Origin of the sequence: Pedobacter sp. MR22-3 (assembly GCF_026240075.1) — a bacterium.
Lineage (GTDB): Bacteria > Bacteroidota > Bacteroidia > Sphingobacteriales > Sphingobacteriaceae > Pedobacter.
This window is the reverse complement of sequence record NZ_JAPIVF010000001.1, coordinates 434,377-455,278: the sequence shown is the minus strand read 5'-3', so window position 1 is coordinate 455,278 and position 20,902 is coordinate 434,377. Positions and strand designations below refer to the sequence as shown.

The 20,902-nt window shown below is 38.5% G+C and carries 20 protein-coding genes; 11 read left to right on the top strand and 9 right to left on the bottom strand.

Annotation, left to right across the window (positions count from 1 at the left end; translation table 11 throughout):
* Positions 1-150 precede the first annotated feature (150 nt).
* Both OQ267_RS02025 and OQ267_RS02020 read right to left on the bottom strand, forming a co-directional pair.
* Positions 151-471, bottom strand: coding sequence for a DMT family transporter (locus tag OQ267_RS02025; RefSeq protein WP_265834700.1), 321 nt, complete (start codon positions 469-471; stop codon positions 151-153).
* A gap of 68 nt (positions 472-539) precedes the next feature.
* Complete coding sequence (locus tag OQ267_RS02020; protein ID WP_265834699.1) at positions 540-1,166, bottom strand: Crp/Fnr family transcriptional regulator; 627 nt, start codon at positions 1,164-1,166, stop codon at positions 540-542.
* 59 nt (positions 1,167-1,225) lie between these two features.
* Between OQ267_RS02020 and OQ267_RS02015 the strand changes: the two genes are divergently transcribed.
* Complete coding sequence (locus tag OQ267_RS02015; RefSeq protein ID WP_265819327.1) at positions 1,226-1,591, top strand: DUF6249 domain-containing protein; 366 nt, start codon at positions 1,226-1,228, stop codon at positions 1,589-1,591.
* A 45-nt stretch (positions 1,592-1,636) separates the two neighbouring features.
* Here the strand turns inward: OQ267_RS02015 and OQ267_RS02010 are convergent, their stop codons facing one another.
* From OQ267_RS02010 to OQ267_RS02000, 3 genes are read right to left on the bottom strand one after another with little or no spacing between them, the layout of a single operon-like run.
* Positions 1,637-2,062, bottom strand: coding sequence for a hotdog fold thioesterase (locus OQ267_RS02010; RefSeq protein ID WP_322974715.1), 426 nt, complete (start codon positions 2,060-2,062; stop codon positions 1,637-1,639).
* Entirely contained in the window at positions 2,049-2,558 is a 510-nt protein-coding gene (locus OQ267_RS02005; RefSeq protein ID WP_265834698.1) for a DinB family protein, read from the bottom strand. Before OQ267_RS02005 ends, OQ267_RS02010 begins: the two co-directional genes overlap by 14 nt.
* Positions 2,539-3,744 (bottom strand): sensor histidine kinase, encoded by a 1,206-nt coding sequence (locus tag OQ267_RS02000; RefSeq protein WP_088299884.1) that lies wholly within the window; start codon positions 3,742-3,744, stop codon positions 2,539-2,541. The genes OQ267_RS02005 and OQ267_RS02000 overlap by 20 nt, the downstream gene beginning before the upstream one ends.
* Before the next feature lie 223 nt (positions 3,745-3,967).
* Between OQ267_RS02000 and gltX the strand changes: the two genes are divergently transcribed.
* From gltX to OQ267_RS01960, 8 genes are all read left to right on the top strand, one after another.
* Positions 3,968-5,476, top strand: coding sequence for a glutamate--tRNA ligase (gltX, locus tag OQ267_RS01995; RefSeq protein WP_265834697.1), 1,509 nt, complete (start codon positions 3,968-3,970; stop codon positions 5,474-5,476).
* Positions 5,477-5,629: 153 nt separating this feature from the next.
* Positions 5,630-6,478, top strand: coding sequence for a neutral zinc metallopeptidase (locus OQ267_RS01990; protein ID WP_265834696.1), 849 nt, complete (start codon positions 5,630-5,632; stop codon positions 6,476-6,478).
* A 106-nt stretch (positions 6,479-6,584) separates the two neighbouring features.
* On the top strand, positions 6,585-7,709 hold the full coding sequence (locus OQ267_RS01985) for a sensor histidine kinase (RefSeq protein WP_265834695.1): 1,125 nt from the start codon (positions 6,585-6,587) through the stop codon (positions 7,707-7,709).
* A 23-nt stretch (positions 7,710-7,732) separates the two neighbouring features.
* Entirely contained in the window at positions 7,733-11,320 is a 3,588-nt protein-coding gene (locus OQ267_RS01980) for a response regulator (RefSeq protein WP_265834694.1), read from the top strand.
* Between the two features lie 17 nt (positions 11,321-11,337).
* Positions 11,338-11,709 carry a response regulator gene (locus tag OQ267_RS01975; RefSeq protein WP_088299880.1) on the top strand — a complete coding sequence of 124 codons (372 nt, stop codon included), beginning with the start codon at positions 11,338-11,340 and terminating at the stop codon, positions 11,707-11,709.
* Position 11,710: 1 nt separating this feature from the next.
* A complete protein-coding gene (locus OQ267_RS01970) occupies positions 11,711-12,529 on the top strand; it encodes a CheR family methyltransferase (RefSeq protein ID WP_088299879.1) in 819 nt (272 codons plus the stop codon).
* On the top strand, positions 12,514-13,101 hold the full coding sequence (locus tag OQ267_RS01965) for a chemotaxis protein CheB (RefSeq protein ID WP_265834693.1): 588 nt from the start codon (positions 12,514-12,516) through the stop codon (positions 13,099-13,101). The genes OQ267_RS01970 and OQ267_RS01965 overlap by 16 nt, the downstream gene beginning before the upstream one ends.
* A 29-nt stretch (positions 13,102-13,130) precedes the next feature.
* Positions 13,131-13,496, top strand: coding sequence for a response regulator (locus tag OQ267_RS01960; protein ID WP_088299877.1), 366 nt, complete (start codon positions 13,131-13,133; stop codon positions 13,494-13,496).
* Here OQ267_RS01960 and OQ267_RS01955 read toward each other — a convergent pair whose 3' ends face one another.
* From OQ267_RS01955 to OQ267_RS01940, 4 genes are all read right to left on the bottom strand, one after another.
* Complete coding sequence (locus OQ267_RS01955; protein WP_265834692.1) at positions 13,497-14,453, bottom strand: DUF3137 domain-containing protein; 957 nt, start codon at positions 14,451-14,453, stop codon at positions 13,497-13,499. It lies immediately after the preceding gene.
* Complete coding sequence (locus tag OQ267_RS01950) at positions 14,453-15,007, bottom strand: LemA family protein (protein WP_265834691.1); 555 nt, start codon at positions 15,005-15,007, stop codon at positions 14,453-14,455. Before OQ267_RS01950 ends, OQ267_RS01955 begins: the two co-directional genes overlap by 1 nt.
* 55 nt (positions 15,008-15,062) lie before the next feature.
* The gene (locus OQ267_RS01945; RefSeq protein WP_265834690.1) at positions 15,063-16,883 is read right to left on the bottom strand and encodes a hypothetical protein; all 1,821 of its coding nucleotides are present in this window, start codon (positions 16,881-16,883) and stop codon (positions 15,063-15,065) included.
* Positions 16,884-16,947: 64 nt separating this feature from the next.
* Complete coding sequence (locus OQ267_RS01940) at positions 16,948-18,735, bottom strand: hypothetical protein (RefSeq protein WP_265834689.1); 1,788 nt, start codon at positions 18,733-18,735, stop codon at positions 16,948-16,950.
* 240 nt (positions 18,736-18,975) lie between these two features.
* Here OQ267_RS01940 and OQ267_RS01935 point away from each other — a divergent pair, with 240 nt between their 5' ends.
* Together OQ267_RS01935 and OQ267_RS01930 are read left to right on the top strand one after the other, a co-directional pair.
* Entirely contained in the window at positions 18,976-19,617 is a 642-nt protein-coding gene (locus OQ267_RS01935) for a DUF47 domain-containing protein (protein WP_265834688.1), read from the top strand.
* A 12-nt stretch (positions 19,618-19,629) separates the two neighbouring features.
* On the top strand, positions 19,630-20,640 hold the full coding sequence (locus OQ267_RS01930) for an inorganic phosphate transporter (protein WP_029281759.1): 1,011 nt from the start codon (positions 19,630-19,632) through the stop codon (positions 20,638-20,640).
* Positions 20,641-20,902: the final 262 nt, after the last annotated feature.

Sequence of the window (20,902 nt, the reverse complement as noted above, 5' to 3'; positions counted from 1 at the left end):
CTCCCGCAGATTTAACAGAAAAAGATGCGGATTTAAAATGATTTAGTTTCTACGGTCTGCAGAATCTCCGCAATCAGCGGGATGATTTTGGTATCTCCCATTTACAATTAAACCTCCATGTTTTTCCCAAAGATTTAAATGAATATCAAGTTAATGAACTGCAAAAAACTTTAGTCCCGCAATAGATCCGATCAAAGTACAGATAAAAAATATTCGCCAGAAAGTAGCCGGCTCATTAAAATAGAGGATACCTACGATGACTGTTCCAACGGCACCAATTCCCGTCCACACGGCATAAGCCGTTCCCATCGGCAGCGTTTGCGTGGCCTTATTCAATAGTAAAAAGCTTAGGGCAATACAAACAATAAAGGCTGTGGTCCACTTGATATTTGTAAAATTTTTAGACAATTGCAAGCAGGTGGTAAAGCCAACTTCGAAAAGTCCGGCAGTGATTAAAAGGATCCAGTTCATATAAATGTGTTTGCACAAAGGTATCAAGCACCATTCAGCGCACCTTTTACATTTGTTAAAAAATAGCATTATTTTTCAGCTCTGATTCTACTTAAGGTAACCTGTGTAACCCCCAAATAAGAAGCGATATGCTTTAAGGCCACCCTTTTGAGCAGGGATGGCGAATGAGCGGCGAATTCTTGATACCGCTCTGCCGCACTTTTGAATGACCTGTCAATTAATCGCCGTTCGGTTGCGATTAGTTCATGTTCAGCCATTTTTCGTCCCCAGTTCGCGATTTCTGTATTTGCATTATACAGTTTAAATAAATCTGTGAGCCGAATTTGAATCAATATACTATCCTCTAAAAGTTCGATGTTTTCGTATCCAGGCTTATTATTAATGTAGCTGTTGAAGGAAAACAATACGCTCCCGCTTTCTCCAAACCAAAAAGTAATTTGTTGATTTTCACCATCAGAATAAGCTCTGGCAATGCCGCTTTGGAGAATATAAAAATAAGGTTCTACTTTATCTGCGTGAATCAGTAATGTTCCTTTAGGATAACTGACCATCCGGATATACCTCGCGATTTCAGCAAATGCCGCATCGCTGAGTGATGTAAAGATTTCTATATTTTTTAATGGCTGATGCAAGATCTGTAAAGCTATTGATTTTTTTTCTACGGCATGTAACCTGATTGGAAATGATGTTGTCATAATACACAGAACACGGTTCAAATAGATAGAAACAAAAATTAACATAAAAAAATATTATTATGCAAGCAATATTAGTTCCGATTACATTCTTCCTGGGCACATTTGCAATGATCTTTGGAATCCGTTATCTGTCCAACAAGGAAAAAATGGCTATGATTGAACGCGGAATCGATCCGGGCATTTCAAAATCAATACCAAGGCCTTACTTAAGTTTAAAATTCGGCTTGTTAATGGTTGGTTTAGGCCTGGGCCTGTTGGTCGCGCTGCTTACGGTAAGGAGCATATTTGGATCAGAGATGACCCATAATGAAGAAAGTCAGGCCGCGGCCATTTACTTTGGTTTCCTGGGTGTTTTTGGCGGATTTGGATTGATCACTTCTTTTATTATCGAAAAGAAAGCCATTGATCATCAGCCCCTGAAATAGGTCATTTAGGTAAAATTGCCGATGGCCTTTGACCATCGGCAATTTTTATTGCGGCTTATTGATAATGGCTACCGTTAAACGGCTGATGCAACTCATTTTGCCCCGGTCGTCATAAAGTTTAATGTCCCAGATATGGGTTTTGCCACCGCGGTGGATAACTTTGCATATTCCGGTTACGAGCCCGCTTTTTACCGGTCTGAGGTGATTGGCATTCACTTCCAAACCTACAGCTAGGTATTTTTCTGGATCGATACACATGTAGGAGGCAATGCTGCCAAGAGTCTCTGCTAAAACCACAGAGGCACCACCATGCAAAATGCCTGCAGGCTGATGGGTGCGTTCATCAACAGGCATGGTACCCTTAATAAAGTCTTCACCAATTTCGGTAAATTCGATGCCAAGCAATGCGCCGATATGATTTTTCGGCCGACTATTTAATTCCTCAACATTAAATTCTTTAAACCACATCATAACGTTGTTTTAAGATTTCAAAATGATGAATGATATGCCCTGCCGCAACAAATAAAATAGATTTTATATTAATGGCCCGGCCAGATGCTGTTCCTCCGCGATCAAGTTCATCATCATTTAAACTTCTGTAGAGGTAAAGGTTCGCCTTTCTTAACGTAGCAAACTCTTCAATCATGTCTTCGTAATTTCTTTCGCTGAAACGGGCGTTTGAAACGTAATCATCTTCATTAAAACCAGGTAAGTGTTGCTGCTCATTTCTGGCGAAACAAGTAATGCGGTAGGCAAAAATGCGCTCGCAATCAATAATATGGCCGAGCATTTCTTTTAGTGTCCACTTATGCGCCGCATAGGCAAAGTTTTCTTTGTCTTGATTTCTTGCAAACAAAGCCGGAACACTAAAAACCTGTTCTTCCAGAATTTCGAAAATATCTTGATTAACCTTGCTAATGTAGGCTTCTGCCCAGATCGGGTATTCGTTAGGCTGTGGTCGGTTCATATCTTAAGCTGCTTTTTAATATTATTCTAAATGTTGTTCCCCTGCCTACTTCAGAATCTTTTACGAAGATTTCTCCGCTATGGTAATTCTCTACAATCCTTTTCGTAAGGGAAAGGCCTAAACCCCAGCCACGCTTTCTGGTGGTGTAGCCTGGCTGAAAAACCGCATCAAATTTGGAACGTGGAATGCCCTTTCCCGTATCGGTTACATCAATAAATACCTGTTCTTTGGCCAGGTTTTCAATAATGTTAATGGAAATAGACCCTTCATTTTCAATGGCATTGGCTGCATTTTTAAGCAGGTTTTCAATCACCCAGTCAAACAGTGGAATATTTAATAAAGCCCGAACCTGTTCATCTCCTGAAATGCTGAATTTAACTTTATCAGATGTTCTGACTTTAAAGTACCGGATAAAATCACTAACCACAATGTACACCGTATGATCTTCCAGGATAGGTTTGGAGCCAATTTTTGAAAAGCGATCGGCAATAATTTCCAGGCGTTTGATGTCATTTTCCATCTCCGCAATAAGCGGATCATCTTCAGCATCAAATTTCGATTTCATGAGTTCAGTCCACGCCATCAGTGATGATATTGGAGTGCCTAACTGATGCGCGGTTTCCTTGGCCAGGCCAACCCAAACATGGTCCTGTTCATCCCGCCGTGCCGAACTAAATGCTGCATAGGCCGTAAGCAGGAAAAGAAAAATAACCGCCATCTGAATATAGGGAAAATAGCGGAGCTGTGTCAGGATGAAAGAATCTTTATAATAAGCCTGATAGCTACTGCCCAGAATATTCATGGTTAAAGGCCTGTGCTGCGCACTCATTTTTCTTAACTGATGAACAAAATATAAACTGTCGTAAGTGAGTTTGGTATCTGTTGAATAATTGGTTTTCGTAGAATCCAGACCAAAATAGGTGGTAATGTTTTGAGAAGAATCAACAACAATTACAGGTGTCTTGGTATTTTTCCTTACACTTTCTACTACCTCACGAAAGTTGTCATTATCCATTAATAACATGGATCTTTCCTGAACTTTCACCCAAAGCTGAAACTGATTGGCTTCCTCGCGTTCCATCTTTTTTACAAAAGAATCGGTATAAAATACTGATGCAATGCCAATTAGGATAGCGAATATGAGAAGGAAAAACTTCCAGCGGCGTTTCTTTTGATAAGGATTCATGCTTTGGGTAGCCAAATTACGATAACAAAACGAAAAAAACAGAAAACCATTATGCTTTTTCAAAAACGATAAGTTAACATGATAAAAGCATAATGGATTCCTTACCCGTGAAAACAACATAAAATGGAGGAAAAACATATCTTTGTGCCGTCTTGCGTTTTGCGTCTGGCGTCAAGCGTTTCATACGCCATATGCCACATGTCAATCGCTCAACATAGCAATTATGGATAAAAAAGTTAGAGTAAGATTTGCCCCAAGCCCAACCGGAGGACTGCATTTAGGTGGTGTTCGCACGGCTTTATTCAATTATTTGTTTGCCAGAAAAAACAACGGAACTTTTGTGCTGCGTGTGGAAGATACCGATCAGAACCGCTTTGTAGAAGGTGCAGAAGAATATATTGTAAACTGTTTAAACTGGTGTGGCATTACGCCAGATGAGAGCCCTTCCAAGCCGGGTAATTACGGGCCATATCGCCAGAGTGAACGTAAACCCAGTTACAGGAAATTTGCAGAGCAGTTGATCAGCGATGGTTATGCTTATTATGCCTTTGATACCCCTGAGGAGTTGGATGCAAAGCGGAAGGAAATTCCAAATTTTCAGTATGGCCAGGCCACGAGGATGGAAATGCGGAACTCTTTAACATTGACCATAAGCGAAGTAGAAGATTTGCTGGCAGCGAAAATACCACATGTTATCCGCATTAAAGTGCCTGAAAATGAAATTGTGCATTTTAATGATTTAATTCGTGGAGATGTCAGCTTTGAAACGTCATTGGTTGATGATAAGGTTTTATTAAAAGCAGATGGCATGCCTACCTATCATTTAGCTGTAGTAGTTGATGATAAGGCCATGGAAATTACCCATGCTTTCCGCGGTGAAGAATGGTTGCCCTCAGCACCAACACATATTTTATTATGGAAATATCTGGGATGGGAAAGCGATATGCCACAATGGGCCCATTTACCTTTAATTCTGAAGCCTGACGGCCATGGTAAGTTGAGCAAACGTGATGGCGACCGTTTAGGTTTCCCGGTGTATGCCATGAACTGGACAGATCCTAAAACCAATGACATCACCAAAGGCTTCAAGGAAATGGGTTTTCTTCCTGAAGCTTTCGTGAATATGCTGGCCTTATTGGGTTGGAATGACGGGACTGACCAGGAATTATTTTCATTAGGTGAACTGGAAGAAAAATTCTCTATAGATAGAATCAGTAAAGCAGGGGCAAAGTTTGATTTCGAAAAAGCAAAATGGTATAATCATGAGTGGATTAAAACACAAAGTGCTGAGCGTTTAGCACCAAGCATAAAAGCTGAATTGCAAAAGGCTGGCATTGAAGTAAGTGATGCTGATTTTTTAAATACAATAATTGACCTGATTAAAGATCGTTGTACACTTTTGCCAGATTTCGTAGCGCAGAGCGGATATTTTTTCGCCAGTCCGGGAGAATATGACGTGGCATCTGTTAAACCAAAATGGACGACAGAAAAGGCTGACTTTTTTAATGCTTTTTCTGAAAATTTATCTCTTAATGATGCGGTTTCAGCAGAAGAAGCTTTCAAGGCTTTGGCAACAGAAAAGGGATTTAAACCCGGCGAACTGATGTTGCCTTTCCGGATTATGCTGGTAGGCGGCAAATTTGGACCTGGTGTTTTTGATATTGCAATCTTATTGGGCGTACAAGAAACAAAAAACCGAATTGAAAGAGCCATTGAGGTTTTTAATGACTAATCTTTTTAAGTTTGATTAAAGAAAGGGCCATATCATTTATATGGCTCTTTTTGTATCTAATTTGTTAGCAAAAAATATTGCTTAAAAAATTTTCTACTTTAGCCTAACAATTGAGTGAATACAAGGTTATTCATTCAAATAAAAAATAAAATTATGCAGTGGTTTGGTAAAGGTAGCGGTGACGTTGAAGATAGAAGAAGTAGTGGTGGCGGTGGACGAACAATTTTAGGGGGTGGCGTTGGAATTATTGTTGTTGTTCTAGGGCTAATTTTTGGTAAGGACTTAACAGGACTAGTGAGTCAGGTGCCGGGAAATGCAGGAGGCGCACAAGTAGAAGGAAAGATGGGTGTTCCCGAGGACGAGCAAGGTCGCTTTGTTTCTAATATTTTGCAATCAACATATGAAGTGTGGAAGCAGGAGTTCCAAAAAATGGGTCAAACGTATGAAAATCCGAAACTTGTATTATTCAGAGATGGTGTTCAAACAGCTTGTGGAAATGCAAGTGCAGATGTAGGGCCGTTTTACTGCCCGGGCGATCATAAAGTTTATATCGATTTATCATTTTATGATGATTTAAAAAACCGTTTTGGGGCCGCCGGTGATTTTGCTCAAGCCTATGTGATTGCACATGAAGTGGGTCATCACGTGCAGAACTTATTAGGGATTTCTGAAAAACTGGATCAGGCTCGTGGCCAAGTAAGTGAGAAAGAATATAACAGGTTATCTGTAAAATTGGAATTGCAGGCTGATTTTTTTGCCGGTCTTTGGGCGCATCACGCTCAAAACCTAAAGGATTTTAAACTGGAAGAGGGTGACATAGAAGAAGCCTTAACAGCAGCTAATGCTATTGGTGATGATAAGTTACAAAAACAAGCCAATGGTGATGTACAACCTGATTCCTTTACACATGGTACCTCAGCACAGCGGGTTTTTTGGTTTAAAAAGGGTTTTGAAACTGGTGATATGAAACAAGGTGATACTTTCAATGCCAATAATTTGTAAATAAATAAAACATTTTTAAGCGCCCGGTTGTTTGTATACATTTTAAAGATCTTTTGTATCTGAACCAAACGTAATTATCTTAAGCTTTTCATTTGTATAATATAAAATGATCCTTATAGTTGATGACAGGCCTGAAAACCTGATCTCCTTACAAAAAGTACTGCAGGCACATAATTTTGAGGTGGATACCGCATCATCAGGTGAAGACGCACTAAAAAAAGTTTTAAAAAACAACTATGTGCTGATTATTCTGGATGTTCAGATGCCGGATATGGATGGTTTTGAGGTTGCAGAGGCCATCTCCGGTTTTAGCAAAGCAAAGGATACGGCCATTATTTTTCTATCAGCAGTAAATACGGAGCTTAAGTTTATAACCAAGGGTTATTTAAGCGGCGGATTGGATTACATTACAAAACCTGTTGATATTAATGTCCTGTTGCTCAAAATCAAAACATTTTATCGCATCTATGAGCAGAGCAGGAAACTGAATGAAGTACAGGAAAAGCTTTTGGAAGAAATTGAATTTCGCAAACAGGCTGAGAATAAAAAAGACGAATTCATCAGTATTGCCAGCCATGAGCTTAAAACACCCTTAACCAGTGTTAAAGGCTACATTCAATTGCTTCAACGCAGCCTGAATAAGGATGATAAAACCATGGCACAAAATCATTTGCAAAAGGCGAGTGTTCAGCTGGAAAAACTAAATGAGCTTATTGTAGATCTGCTTGATATTTCGAAGATTGAAAGTGGAAAGATGAAGTTCAATATGCAGTACTTTTGTGCGGACAATATGGTGAATAATGCCATTGAAATGCTGCAGCAATCCAATCCGGGTTTTATCATCAACAAACTTGGTAAAACAAATGAAAACATTTACGGAGACGAAATGCGCCTGGAGCAGGTGGTCATCAATTTTATTACCAATGCCATTAAATATGCCCCCGGAACCAATCAGGTTAATGTTACTATCAATATTAAAGATGGCAAACTTTACCTGGCTGTTAAAGATTTCGGTATAGGTATTTCTAAAGAACAGCAAGCTAAAATTTTTGATAAATTTTACCGTGTAGAGGAACACAGTAACCGCTTTAATGGCCTGGGAATTGGATTGTATATCTGTTCTGAAATTATCAACAGGCATAGCGGTACCATTGGCGTTAACAGTGTGCCGGATGAAGGCTCTGAATTTTATTTTATCATTCCGACTACTGAACCGCTGAACTTACTATAATCTAAGATTTCTAAAATATATTAATGAAAACCACGCTGAAAAATAATCTACGTTTAGGCTTAGGCTTGTCGCTAATTATTCTTTTTATTAGTTCGCTCGCTTCTTTTGTCAGCATTCGTAACCTGATCAGAAGCACTGAACTGGTGAAACATAGCGATCAGGTTATCCTGAACCTCGAATCTGTAATATCTACATTGAAAGATGCTGAAACCGGGCAAAGAGGTTATCTGCTCACCGGGAATAAATTATTTCTGGAACCTTATACGGGCGCCAGAGATGTAGCGACGAAAGCCATAGACTCTATTGCTTTGGCTACAAGTGATAATCCGGCACAGCAGAAAACCATTCATGAACTGAAAGATATACTGGTGAGGCGCCTGAGCATTATTTCCTCCACTATTGAAATTAAATCACTAGGGGGTAAAATAGACCCCACCGTGCTTCTTCAGGGTAAAACCTATATGGATCAGGCACGTTCTGCCGTAAACAAAATGGTAAACGAGGAAAAAAGGTTGCTGAATGAGCGTACTGAAGAATTAAATAAACTAACCTCCTACACACCCGTTCTCATCATGGTGGCCGCCATCCTGGCCATATTGATCACATTATTCTTTTACAGAAAAGTTTCGGTTGATTTTGATGAACGCGTTAAGCTTCAGCAGGAGATTGAAGACAAGAAAAGTGAAATGGAGAAACGCATTATTGCCATTAAGGAAATTGCGCATCAAATTTCAAGTGGCAACTACGGCGTTTTACTCGATACAAAATCACGTGATGATATCGGCGAGCTTTCAGGTTCTTTAAATGCGATGTCTTTATCGTTAAAGAAATCTTTTGATACGCTGGCAGAAAATGAATGGCTGCAAACCGGAGTCGCCAACCTGAATGTAAGAATGGTTGGTGAGAAAGATGTTTTTCACCTGGCAGATGACATTATCGAGTTTTTAGTAACCTATACTAAAAGCCAGATAGGAGCAGTTTATTTGTTTAAAGATGATGGATACCTGCATTTAAAAGGTAAATATGCTTTAGAAGGACAAAATCTTTTGCCGGTTATTGAATTGGGACAAGGATTAATTGGTCAGGCTGTAAAATCTGGTAAAAACATTATTATTGATGATGTTCCTGATAATGAACTGACCATTACATATGCAACCGGAAACATCAAACCCGCACAACTGATTATATTGCCAATTATCAGAAACGGAATATCTATAGGTGGTCTTGAGATTGGTGCGGTTAAACCGCTTTCAGATCTTCAGCTGCACTTTTTAAACCTCATCCTGTCTGATGTTGGATCCGCACTTTTAGGTGCACAGAACAGGCAAAAACTACAGCAATTCCTGGAAGAAACACAGGCCCAGTCTGAAGAACTTCAGGTGCAACATAACGAGCTGGAAGGGATGAATGCCGAACTCGAAGCGCAGGCGCAAAAACTACAGGCCTCAGAAGAGGAGTTACGCGTACAGCAGGAAGAATTATTGCAAAGCAATCAGGAACTTGAAGAAAGAAGCAGTTTGTTAGAAGAGAAAAACGAACTGATTGAGATCAGAAATGCTGAAATCCAGCAGAAGGCAGAGGCACTTGAATTGAGTACCCGGTATAAATCAGAATTCCTGGCCAACATGTCGCACGAGTTGCGTACGCCCTTAAATTCCATTTTGTTATTGTCAAGGTTAATGGCAGAAAATGAAGAGATGGATAAGGAACACCAGGAATATGCAGAAGTAATCCAGAGTTCCGGCCAGGGCTTGCTGAGTTTGATCGATGAAATTCTGGATCTTTCTAAAATTGAAGCGGGTAAAATGGAACTCGATCAATCCAATGTTAAAGTGAGCGATATTGCGGCTAACATGCGTGCATTGTTTAATCCTTTAGCGAAAGAAAAATCACTGGAGCTGGTGATTGATCAAGCGGAAGATGTTCCTGAATATTTTCATACGGATAAAATGCGCCTGGAGCAGATTATCAAAAATTTACTCTCAAACGCCATTAAATTTACATCTACTGGTGCTGTCAAATTTAACATTACGAAGAATGAAAAATTAAATGCCCTCATTTTTGAAGTAGCCGATACTGGCGTAGGCATTCCAGCCGATAAGCAGGCCATGGTTTTTGAAGCTTTCCAGCAAGCAGATGGATCTACCCGCCGCAAATTTGGCGGAACAGGTTTAGGCTTGTCTATCAGTAGAGAACTGGCCAAGCTTTTAGGTGGTTTCATTGATTTAAAAAGTAAGGAAAACGAGGGCAGTGTTTTTACCCTAACCCTACCTATTGACAAAAACAAGGGGATGGAAGGTGCAGTTCCATTAATGAATGTGCCCAGTGTACCTTCAATGGATGTGCCTGTTGCAAAGGTAAATTATTTAACCGTGAATGCTATTCCGCAGGAAATAGAAGATGATCGCAACAGCATTGAACCTGGTGATAAAGTAATTTTAATTGTAGAAGATGATACGCCCTTTGCAAAAATGCTGCTGGATTTTACCCGGAAACGAAATTACAAAGGGCTGGTTGCCGTTCGTGGCGATGTGGGCATCGAGATGGCTAAGGCCTATAAACCAATAGCCATATTGCTGGATATCCAGCTGCCTGTAAAAGATGGCTGGCAGGTGATGGAAGAATTAAAATCTGACCCTGATACGCGCCCGATTCCTGTTCATATCATGTCATCCCTACAGGTAAAAAAAGAAAGTTTACTTAAAGGTGCGGTAGATTTTATCAATAAGCCTTTTGCGTTTGAGCATATGCAGGAAATCTTCTCTAAACTGGAGCATGCCTTAAGCCGTCACCCCAAAAAAGTGTTAATTGTTGAAGAGAATAAGCAGCATGCCAAAGCATTGAGTTATTTCTTAAGCAATTTCAATATCCAAACCGAGATTGTTAACGAAGTAGGTGACAGCGTTTCAGCCTTGCACAAGCCGGAGGTAAACTGTGTTATCCTGGATATGGGTATTCCGGATAAACATGCTTATGAAACACTTGAAGTAGTAAAGAAAACACCAGGACTGGAAAACCTCCCGATTATCATCTTTACTGGAAAAAATTTATCCAAAGGTGAAGAAAACCGGATTAAACAATATGCAGATTCAATCGTGGTGAAAACTGCTCATTCTTACCAGCGAATACTGGATGAAGCCGGCTTATTCCTTCATTTGATAGAAGAAAAAAACAAGGAAAAAACGAAACTGCCTCAAAAATTTTCTGAATTACAGGATGTATTAAAAGGGAAAACAGTTCTCGTGGCCGATGATGATGTTAGAAATATTTTCTCTCTGACAAAAATTTTAGAGCAGCATCAAATGAAAGTTTTGGCAGCCATAGATGGCAAGGAGGCACTGAAATTATTGGATGAAAATTCTGATATTGATGTGGTTTTAATGGATATGATGATGCCTGAACTGGATGGTTATGAAACCACTACGGCCATCAGGCAGAACCTGAAATATAGAAATTTGCCTATTTTAGCCGTTACCGCAAAAGCCATGATGGGCGACCGGGAAAAATGTATTGCTGCCGGCGCTTCAGATTATATCAGCAAACCAGTGGATATGGATCAGTTGGTATCACTTTTACGCGTATGGTTATACGAAAATCATTATAAATCTTAAGTACGTTTTTACCTCATATGCCTCAAAAAATAATTCTGATTATTGATGATGACAACCGAAACATTTTTGCTTTAAAAGCTGTTTTAAAGGCCAAAGGTTACGAATGTTTGTCGGCAATCAGTGCGCGTGATGGTTTTTCCATCATAGAAGAAAGAGAAAATATTTCCGTTGTGTTAATGGATATGATGATGCCGGATATGGATGGCTATCAGGCCATGGCGGCAATGAAAAAATCACCAAAAATGCAGAATATTCCGGTGTTGGCCGTTACGGCGCAAGCCATGGTTGGAGATAAGGAACGCTGCCTCAGTGCCGGTGCCGCGGGTTATGTTTCAAAGCCCATTAATGTTGACGAATTGGTTGTACAGATAGAAGAAGTTACAAAATAAGGTGATAATTGACGCGATAGATAATGAACAGGTAGAATTGCTGCTGAATGACGTGCTGGAAGCTCACGGTTATGATTTCCTGGAGTATTCTCATGCATCAATCAAAAGAAGGATTACCCGGTTATATTCGCTGGATAGCTTTGTCAGCTTTGCAGAATTCAGGTATGCTGTTAAAACAGATAAACAGTATTTTAAAAGATTTTTAGAGGAAATTACGGTGAATGTTACCGAAATGTTTCGTGATCCTACTTTCTATAAATCGCTTAGAAATGATGTATTACCGGTGTTAGGTACTTATCCCTTTATCCGGATTTGGGTAGCTGGCTGTTCAACCGGAGAAGAAGCTTATTCTTTAGCGATTTTATTAAGAGAACTTAATTTGCTTAATAAATCTCTGATTTATGCCACTGATATTAATCCATCGGTTTTAGAGAAGGCAAAAAATGGAATGTTTCCTTTAAATTACCTGAAGGGTTACTCTGAAAACTATGTTCAATCTGGCGGAATAAAAGATTTTTCATCTTACTACGCTGCAAATTATTCACTTGTTAAATTTGATGAGTCTTTAAGCAGCAAAATGATTTTTTCTACACATAATCTGGTTTCTGACCACTCGTTTAACGAGTTTCAGCTCATTTTATGCAGAAATGTATTAATCTATTTTGATAAAGATTTACAACACAAGGTTTTTCATTTGTTTGATAACAGTCTTGAAAAATTAGGTTTTCTGGCCTTAGGTAGTAAGGAAAGTCTTGATTTTTGGTCAAATGCAAAAGACTATAAGCGCATAAAAAACGAAAAAATATGGCGGAAACTTTAACTCAAGGCAAATGTAGCGCTTTGGTTATCGGAGGCTCTGCTGGGAGTTTGGATGTGTTGCTGGAAATTTTCCCCAGCCTAAGCGTGAACATTAACTTTCCGATTATTTTAGTTACCCATCGTAAGGCTGGTAATGATTCACTCCTCACAGAATTATTAAAAAACCGAACGAGCTTAACGGTAAGAGAAGCCGAAGAAAAGGAAAAATTATTACCTGGCTGTGTTTATATCGCACCCGCTGATTATCATTTGCTGATCGAGCAAGATCATACCATCTCATTGGATTATTCAGAAAAAGTAAACTATTCCCGTCCGTCAATCGATGTGACGTTTCAGTCTGCAGCAGAGGTTTTTAAAAATCAATTGACCTGTATCTTATTGTCAGGATCCAATGCAGACGGGGTTGAAGGACTAAAAATAGTAAACAAGTATGGAGGCTTGGTACTGATACAAAATCCTGAAACAGCGAGTATGGGCTATATGCCGCAGCAGGCTGTAAATGAAGTAAATCCACACTTAATTTTAGATAGCTTTAAAATGGCAGGCTATATAAATGGATTAATTCATAAATAGTAGTTAAATTTGCATCACGAAAAAGATTTATGGCTGATACAAAAAAAGTATTTGTTTTTGATGATAATAGGGATATACTAGATCTTTGTACATTCATTTTGGAGGATGCAGGATATGAAATCAAAACATCTGAAAGTGCTAATGACATAGAGAAACAAGTATCGGCTTTTATGCCAGATCTTATTTTTATGGATAACTGGTTGCCAGATTTAGGTGGTATACAGGCAACAAGGGCAATTAAAAGCAATCCTGATTTAAAACATATTCCTGTAATTTATTTCTCTGCCAATAATGATATTTCTTCACTTGCGGATGAGGCCGGAGCAGATAGCTACTTGTCAAAACCCTTTGATATTGCAGCCCTGGAAGATATTGTTAAAAAGCATTTAAGCTAATTATTCCTTTCCCCAAATTCTGGTATTTAAATCAAGTTCTTTCACAATATCATACATAAAACGAATGGTGTTGATATCTGTATTAAGCGAAGCAGGATTGAGCAAGGATTCAAAAATGGGGGCTTCAAAGCAATTTCTATCCAAAGGGAAAGCGATATACATTCTTGATGCTATAAAGGATAAGGAAATCGTTGCTTCTGAATTGGCATTCAGGTACAATATTCGCTCCATTAAAGAAGGAGTTAAAATGTATCGGGATTCGACCTGATTACTTCCATAAGTAATAAAGGCACGACTAAAATCAGGATTTTCCAACTGTATCACATCCCGATCGCTAAAAGAAAAAACATTTTTGGAAAACCAGGAGCTGATTGTATTGCCAAGGTCTTTAGGCCTCACGATAGTTATGCTGCTTAAGTGTTTATTAAAGTCGGCTACAAATATAATACCCTTAAAAATATTACTCCAGCTGGTTTCGGTTCCTTTATCAGTTTGCCTTTCTGTTTTATACTCTGCATGAACTTCTGCAAAGTAAAAACTTGTTTTATCTGCTTTGCCGCTAACCAGATCTTCTGTTTTATACCGGTCAACGGATTTATTAAAAAGCTGCGAATAGCTGAATTCGTCAGATGAAATGCCTTCTTTTGGGTTTATGGTTAAACTTGGATCTAAAAATTTTAGTGCTTCACCAATGATATTTTGCTTATAAGCTTGCTGGTAAGCCTTCAGGGCATCATTAATCTGATATAAAATAATGCAGCCATATAGCACCGGAATCAGGCCTGCAAGCACGGCCCAGAAAAGCAATCCAAATAAAAGGCCAATAATGGCAACCCCAACCCCTATTCCAATAAAAGTAAAGCCTTTGGTTTGCTCGGCGGCAACCTTCTTTCGCTCAACTTCCATCGTGGCAATGGTGTTTTGCAAAGCCACATTATCATTTAAATAATTTTGCATTAACGATTAAAAAGGTCTTTGGCGTTGATGTTTTTTCGCTCCTCTTCAGTAGTGGTCAATAGGGTAACCGGATAGAAGTTAAACAAGCCCGCAAATAAATTTCCAGGAAACATCATAATTGAATTGTTATAATCAGTAACAGCAGCATTATATGTCCTTCTGGCTGCGGCAATCTGTTCTTCACTTTCTGTCCATGTACTTTGAAGGTTAATAAAATTTGTATTCGCTTTTAAATCAGGATAATTTTCTACATTAACCATTAAGCCTTTCATGTTGCTGCTTAATTCAGCATCAATGGAGGCTTTTTCAGCACCGGAAATACTACCAGAAGTGGCCTTTGATCTTAATTCAACAATCTTGCTTAAAGTATCCTGTTCGTAGGAAGTATATTGTTTTACTACTTCAACCAGATTTGGGATCAAATCGAAACGTTTTTTCAGCATCACATCAATTGCAGAAAAAGCATTAGTTACCTGGTTTTTCTTTCCAATGATGTTGTTGTAAAAGAAAAACCCAAAAAGTAAGAGTGCCAAGAGAATAATTACAAGGATCATGATTATCGTTTTTAGATTAGATTTTAAATATAATAAAAGGTTACAGAATTTTAAGCTATCTACGCTCATTCAGCTTGTGCTGCTTTTCTCTTTGCATCCTGCGTTTTAGCCGGTTTCTTTTTCTGATTTCATGGTTTGCCCGCATTTCCCTAAAATTTGCAATGTGTTGCTTAATTTCATTTTGCTTTTCTTCTGTAATCCCAATACTGTTTTTAATGCCTGTATATAAACTTCGCCAGATCAGGCTAAAAAAGGATGAACTATCCGGTTTCTTATAACTTACATCAGATGAAATAAACTGATTATGCCGGTTTGGATTTTCTGAATTGATGATAAGTGCATTGGCCAGAATAGAAATCAGCCCACGGGTTACCAAATGGTCTTTAGCGGGATCATTGCGCATCAGTGCAACAGATAAATCATAATAATAAAAATCTACCTTTCCCTTTGCGCCCGTATTGTCTGCTTTAAAATCAAACTGTAACTTATCTACAATGCCTCTGTTTATTCTCACCAGGCCTAAAGGTTTTGTAATCTGATTCAATATTCGGGCATTAAAATTATGCAATATGCCCTTGTATTCGAAATATCCTTTAGGAGACTTCAGATCAAATTTAAAGTTCAAATCCAGACTTGCCTGTCCTAATAGATAGGTGTTCAGGCTAACCTCCATTTTGGGGTTGATCGCCTTAATTTTAGGTAAGTTGGTTACATTTTTAAATATACCAGAGGTGTGTTCAAAAGAAATTCTGCCGCGTTGCTTACTTTCATCATTATAAATGGTATAACTGATATTAACATCTTTAAGTTTAATTTTCTGGATTAACACAGGAGGAGCCAGTTTCTGCAGGAGCTGATGTGGAAACCGGCCTTTTTTAATTTCGCCTTCTGCTTTTTTAGTGCTGCCATTATTAAAAACAGAAATAAAGCCATTAGCAATACCCATTTCCTTTGCCCGCAACTCCTGCTTACTAATATAAACAGGTAAATCAATGCCGTTCATTAATATGTCACTCATCTGGATGTGAAACCTTTCGGTGGCATGCCCTGCAACTTCAGCAAATTTCATTTCATCATAGCGTGGCTCCAGTTCAAATTTATTGACCCTTAGCTTTCCTGTAGATGCCCGGAAATCAAGCTTATTTAGCTTAATATTGTACAGTTTATTGGGCGTGGTATATTGATAATCATTCAGATTAATGATGACGTCTTTCAGTAAATAAAATCTTGTTGGGTCATCAGCAGAAGTAGAATCAACCAGTAAATCTGATAAGGTGATGTTGAGGTCGTCTATGGCAAAAACATTTAATTGATTCACATTTTTATTGATGTATTTGAAGCTGGCATCCTGAAAGCGAATGGCATTGATGCGAAATTCTTCCAGGTTTTTAGCAATAAAGGAATAGGGTGATTTAATTGGACGAGGGGGTCTGTTTTCATTAAAATCAAACTGTCTGTTCATCATCAATACCTCAGGTTTGTCAAAAATCACCTCTTCAATCTGAAGCTTTTTTTGTCGGTAAAGCGTGAACGGATGAAAGTGTTTTACCACCAGTTTTTTTAAAGTTACGGTGTAAAGATTATTAGGTGCCCTTTTTAAACGGATTAACTCTTTAAACCGAATGGTATCAGCAGTGATTTTAACATTTTGTAACGTTGCACTTCCTGTTAATATATTGGTAGAAACATTGGAGAAGCTGATGGTATATAAGCTATCTGTTGATTTATAGAGAAGTGTTTTTATCTGCGCGGTCAGTAAGGGGCGAGATTTAACATTCAAAAACCAGGCAGTGGCAGATAAAAGACCAAAAGCGATAATTATTGTCGCTGCAATCCATTTTATAATTTTATATCGATGTCTCTTTGTTTCTGGCATTTAACGAATGGACTGGATTCAACAGCAATATACGTTTATAAACGTATTTCTTAAATGCCAGCCTTTAATTTTTCTCTCGTTTTGCTTTTCTAGCTTCCCGTCTATCTGCCCTTTTTTGCTTCCGGATTTTTTTGGCAATCGCTTTTTGCTGTTTTACAGGATTTTTCTCGGGCACAATACCCACACCAACAATATCCTTTATGCCCACGAAAACAGTTTTCCACATCAGGTTAAAGAAAGAACCAGAATTAAGTCTGGTACTGCTCATGACCGCCTTGCGCGGTGCTTCTCCTTTATCAGGATTAGCGTCCTTAATTAAAATATTATTGGCCAAAAGGGATAAAAAACCTTTTTGTTTTGTGCCTTCGCCATCAATATTATCAGACAGTAACTTTACCTTTAAATCGCTGTAAAGCATGTTCATTGTGCCTGAAGCGGTACGAAGATTCCCATTGGCTTTAAAATCCAGTTGTTGAATATTTCCGCTTTCTATTTCCACCAGTCCTAATGCTATTGATAAAGGATTCAGGTCTTTCATATTAAAAGACTTCAGGTTTCCACTGTAACCAAATGAGCCATTTTGATCGGTAAGGTTAAAATCTATCTTAACATTCATTTTTTCATTACCCATCAATAATGTATTAAGATTAGCCAGGGCATGGTTGTTTTTGGTCAGTCTTAAACTGTCGTTAGTTACATTTACAATGGTGCCATTAATGGATTTAAAACTGACTGAGCCCGTTTTCTTACTGGCCGGGTTATACTCGCCATACTTTACATCAACCTGGTTAAGTTTTACGGTGTCAATGATAACTGGCATATTTAGTCTTTTAAGGGCCATGTGCGGATAATTTTGTCCTTTGTCCAGCCCCGGAGGCGGGGGAGATTCACGGCTCATAAAAACCTCAACCTGAGCCGGACCAATGGTAACTGCCCTGGCGTGAATTTTTTCATCCGTATTGAAGCTGGCAAAATCCATTCCTTCAAATTCAATGTCGTTAAAATTTAGGTTATAACGGTCTTTCTGGACTTTGTACTTTCGTGAAAATGCCAGTTCATCGTATAGCGGAATAAGTTTTAAACCTTTAATGGAGACCTTTTTCGATGATGTTGAGCCTTTAATGGTATCCACCCTCATGTTATACATCTTATCTTTTGTGGTTGATTTATAACCTGCAATCTGAAAGGAGATATCTTTTGTATAGTAAAAGCGTGAAGAATCATCTTTGGAAAGGGAATCTAAGAGAAAATCTTCAACATTAATATCAAGGTGTTTAATGGCATTACGGGTTTTCTTTGGTGCACCGCTATTAATGTAGCTGAAATCTGCATCATTGATTTTGATAGCATGAACTCTTGCCGATTTAAAGATTTTGGAAATTTGCTCATAAAGTGATTTTTCTTCTTTATTGTCTTTAACAGGCTTTGGCACTTTGTTAAAAGTTACATGAATAGAAGGTTTATCAAGTATAATGGCATTAATATCCAAACGTTTTTTAAAGTATGCCGTTAATATACTGGCCCTGGTGATCTGCAGTTTTTTGAGTTTAATATCAAAAACGTGTGCCGGAGCAAGGCTTTTCTTTTTTAAGCTATCATAAACGGATGGATTGGCCTTTAATGTTACGTCTCTTAATGCCAGGCTTCCGGTGATAACGTTAAGATTGATGCTTTTAAAATCAATGGTGTAAAGGTAATCTGAGCCATTATAAACACCCGCCCTAATTTTTTCGCTCAGCATGGGTTTCCATCTTGCGCTTAGAAACATGGCACCAAATGAAAGGACTAAAATTAAAAAGCCTAAAATACTTCCAATCCAAATCCAAAGTTTATTACTGTTTTGAGCTTTCATGATTATGGCTTATCGGTGTTAAACAATTCTATGTTGGAAAGGTTTTTTAACAGTTTGCGTTACAATTGGTAATGCTGTCTGAGTATGTATCAGTTTATATGAAAGTTATTTAAATTAATGTTACGGTAAGCTCAGAATAACAGAAACTTAGCTTATTTACATTTAATCCTTAATAATAATATGTAAATTAACATTAACTTAACATTGAGCTTGTAGATTTGTGCCATATTAAGAATTAACATGAACAATATTTTTAAGTTCTTTACCCCTCAAGATAGAAAATTCCATCCTCTTTTTGAGCAAGCTGGCAGTAACGCTTTAAAGATTGCAGAATCTCTTTTAGAGATGGTTAGCACCGCAGATGCTGAAACCAGAAAAACTATTTTTAAAGAAATTGAACGCCTGGAGCATGTGGGTGATGATATTACACATTCCATCTTTCTGGAATTAAGCAGAAATTTTATTACACCGTTTGATCGTGAAGATATCCACCAGTTGGCAACAGCTGTTGATGATGTTGCTGATTATATTTATGGCACTGCAAATCGTATGCAGATGTACAATATGAACACCATTAATGAACCAATTGTTAAAATTGCAGAGCTTTTGGTGGAAATGTGTACCGACATTGATAAGGCGATTAAAGAATTGCGCAGCTTTAAAAATATTCGTGTAATTGCAGATGCCTGTATCCGTATTAACAGTGGTGAAAACCAGGCCGACTACGTGTTTACGCTGGCGGTTGCGCGTTTGTTTGAGTATGAAACCAATGCAATTGAATTAATTAAACAAAAAGAGGTTTTACAAACGATAGAAAAAGCGACAGATAAGTGCGAAGATGTGGCGAATGTGCTTGAAACTATCCTGGTTAAAAACGCTTAATAAAAAACAAACATGGTAACTACCTTATTGGTTGTTGTTGTAATTCTGGCCATTGCTTTCGATTACATTAACGGCTTTCACGATGCCGCTAATTCGATTGCAACGGTTGTTTCTACAAAAGTTCTTACGCCTTTTCAGGCGGTTTTGTGGGCTGCACTTTTCAATTTTGCCGCTTACTTTTATTTTACCGACCATAAGGTAGCCAATACGGTTGCTAAAACGGTGATCGAAAATTATATCACGCTTGAAGTTATTCTGGCGGGCCTTGTTGCCGCAATTATCTGGAACCTTTTAACCTGGTGGTATGGTATTCCATCGAGTTCGTCGCATACACTGATTGGTGGTTTTGCTGGCGCAGGGATGACACATGCTTTACTTACCGGTGCTAGTCCGCTGGATGCGGTTAATATGAGCTATGTCGTTAAAATTGTTTCATTTATTGTATTGGCACCGATTATTGGTATGGTGATTTCGGTAGTCATTACCCTGATCATCATCAACATTTGTCGTTATGCAAAGCCTTCAACTGCAGAAAAATGGTTTAAGCGGTTACAATTACTCTCTTCAGCAGCTTTAAGTTTCTTCCACGGTGGTAACGATGCACAGAAGGTAATGGGTATTATTGCTACGGCTTTAATCGCGTCAAAGGTAATTCCTGATTTTGAAGCACTACCAACCTGGGTTCCGATTGCCTGTTATTCAGCCATATCTTTAGGTACCATGAGCGGTGGCTGGAAAATTGTGAAAACAATGGGTTCTAAAATCACGAAGGTAACAGCGCTCGAGGGTGTTGCTGCTGAAACGGCAGGTGCGGTAACCTTAGGGATTACAGAACATTTTGCTATTCCGGTTTCTACCACACATACCATAACAGGTTCAATTGTGGGTGTAGGCTTGGTAAAAAGTGTATCAGCAGTACGTTGGGGGGTAACCATTAACCTGATCTGGGCCTGGGTATTAACCATTCCGGTATCAGCAACATTGGCAGCGATCATTTATGCTGGTATTTATTACTTCAAATAATTGATCATATTTTAAAAATATAGAAAGACCAAAGCTTTAGCTCTGGTCTTTTTTTATGATCATAGTGGTCGTTTGTAACCGCAAAGATTGCTAAGTTTTTCGCAAAGAGGGGAAAGCGTATATAGGATTAAAAATAGAGTCGGAATATCATACACGCTAAATTTCTCCCCGCTGATTGCACAAATTTTCGCAGAGCCTTTATGAATCGGCGTTTATCTTTTTAAATCAGCGGGAAACTATTCACCAAAACGAATTAATCATA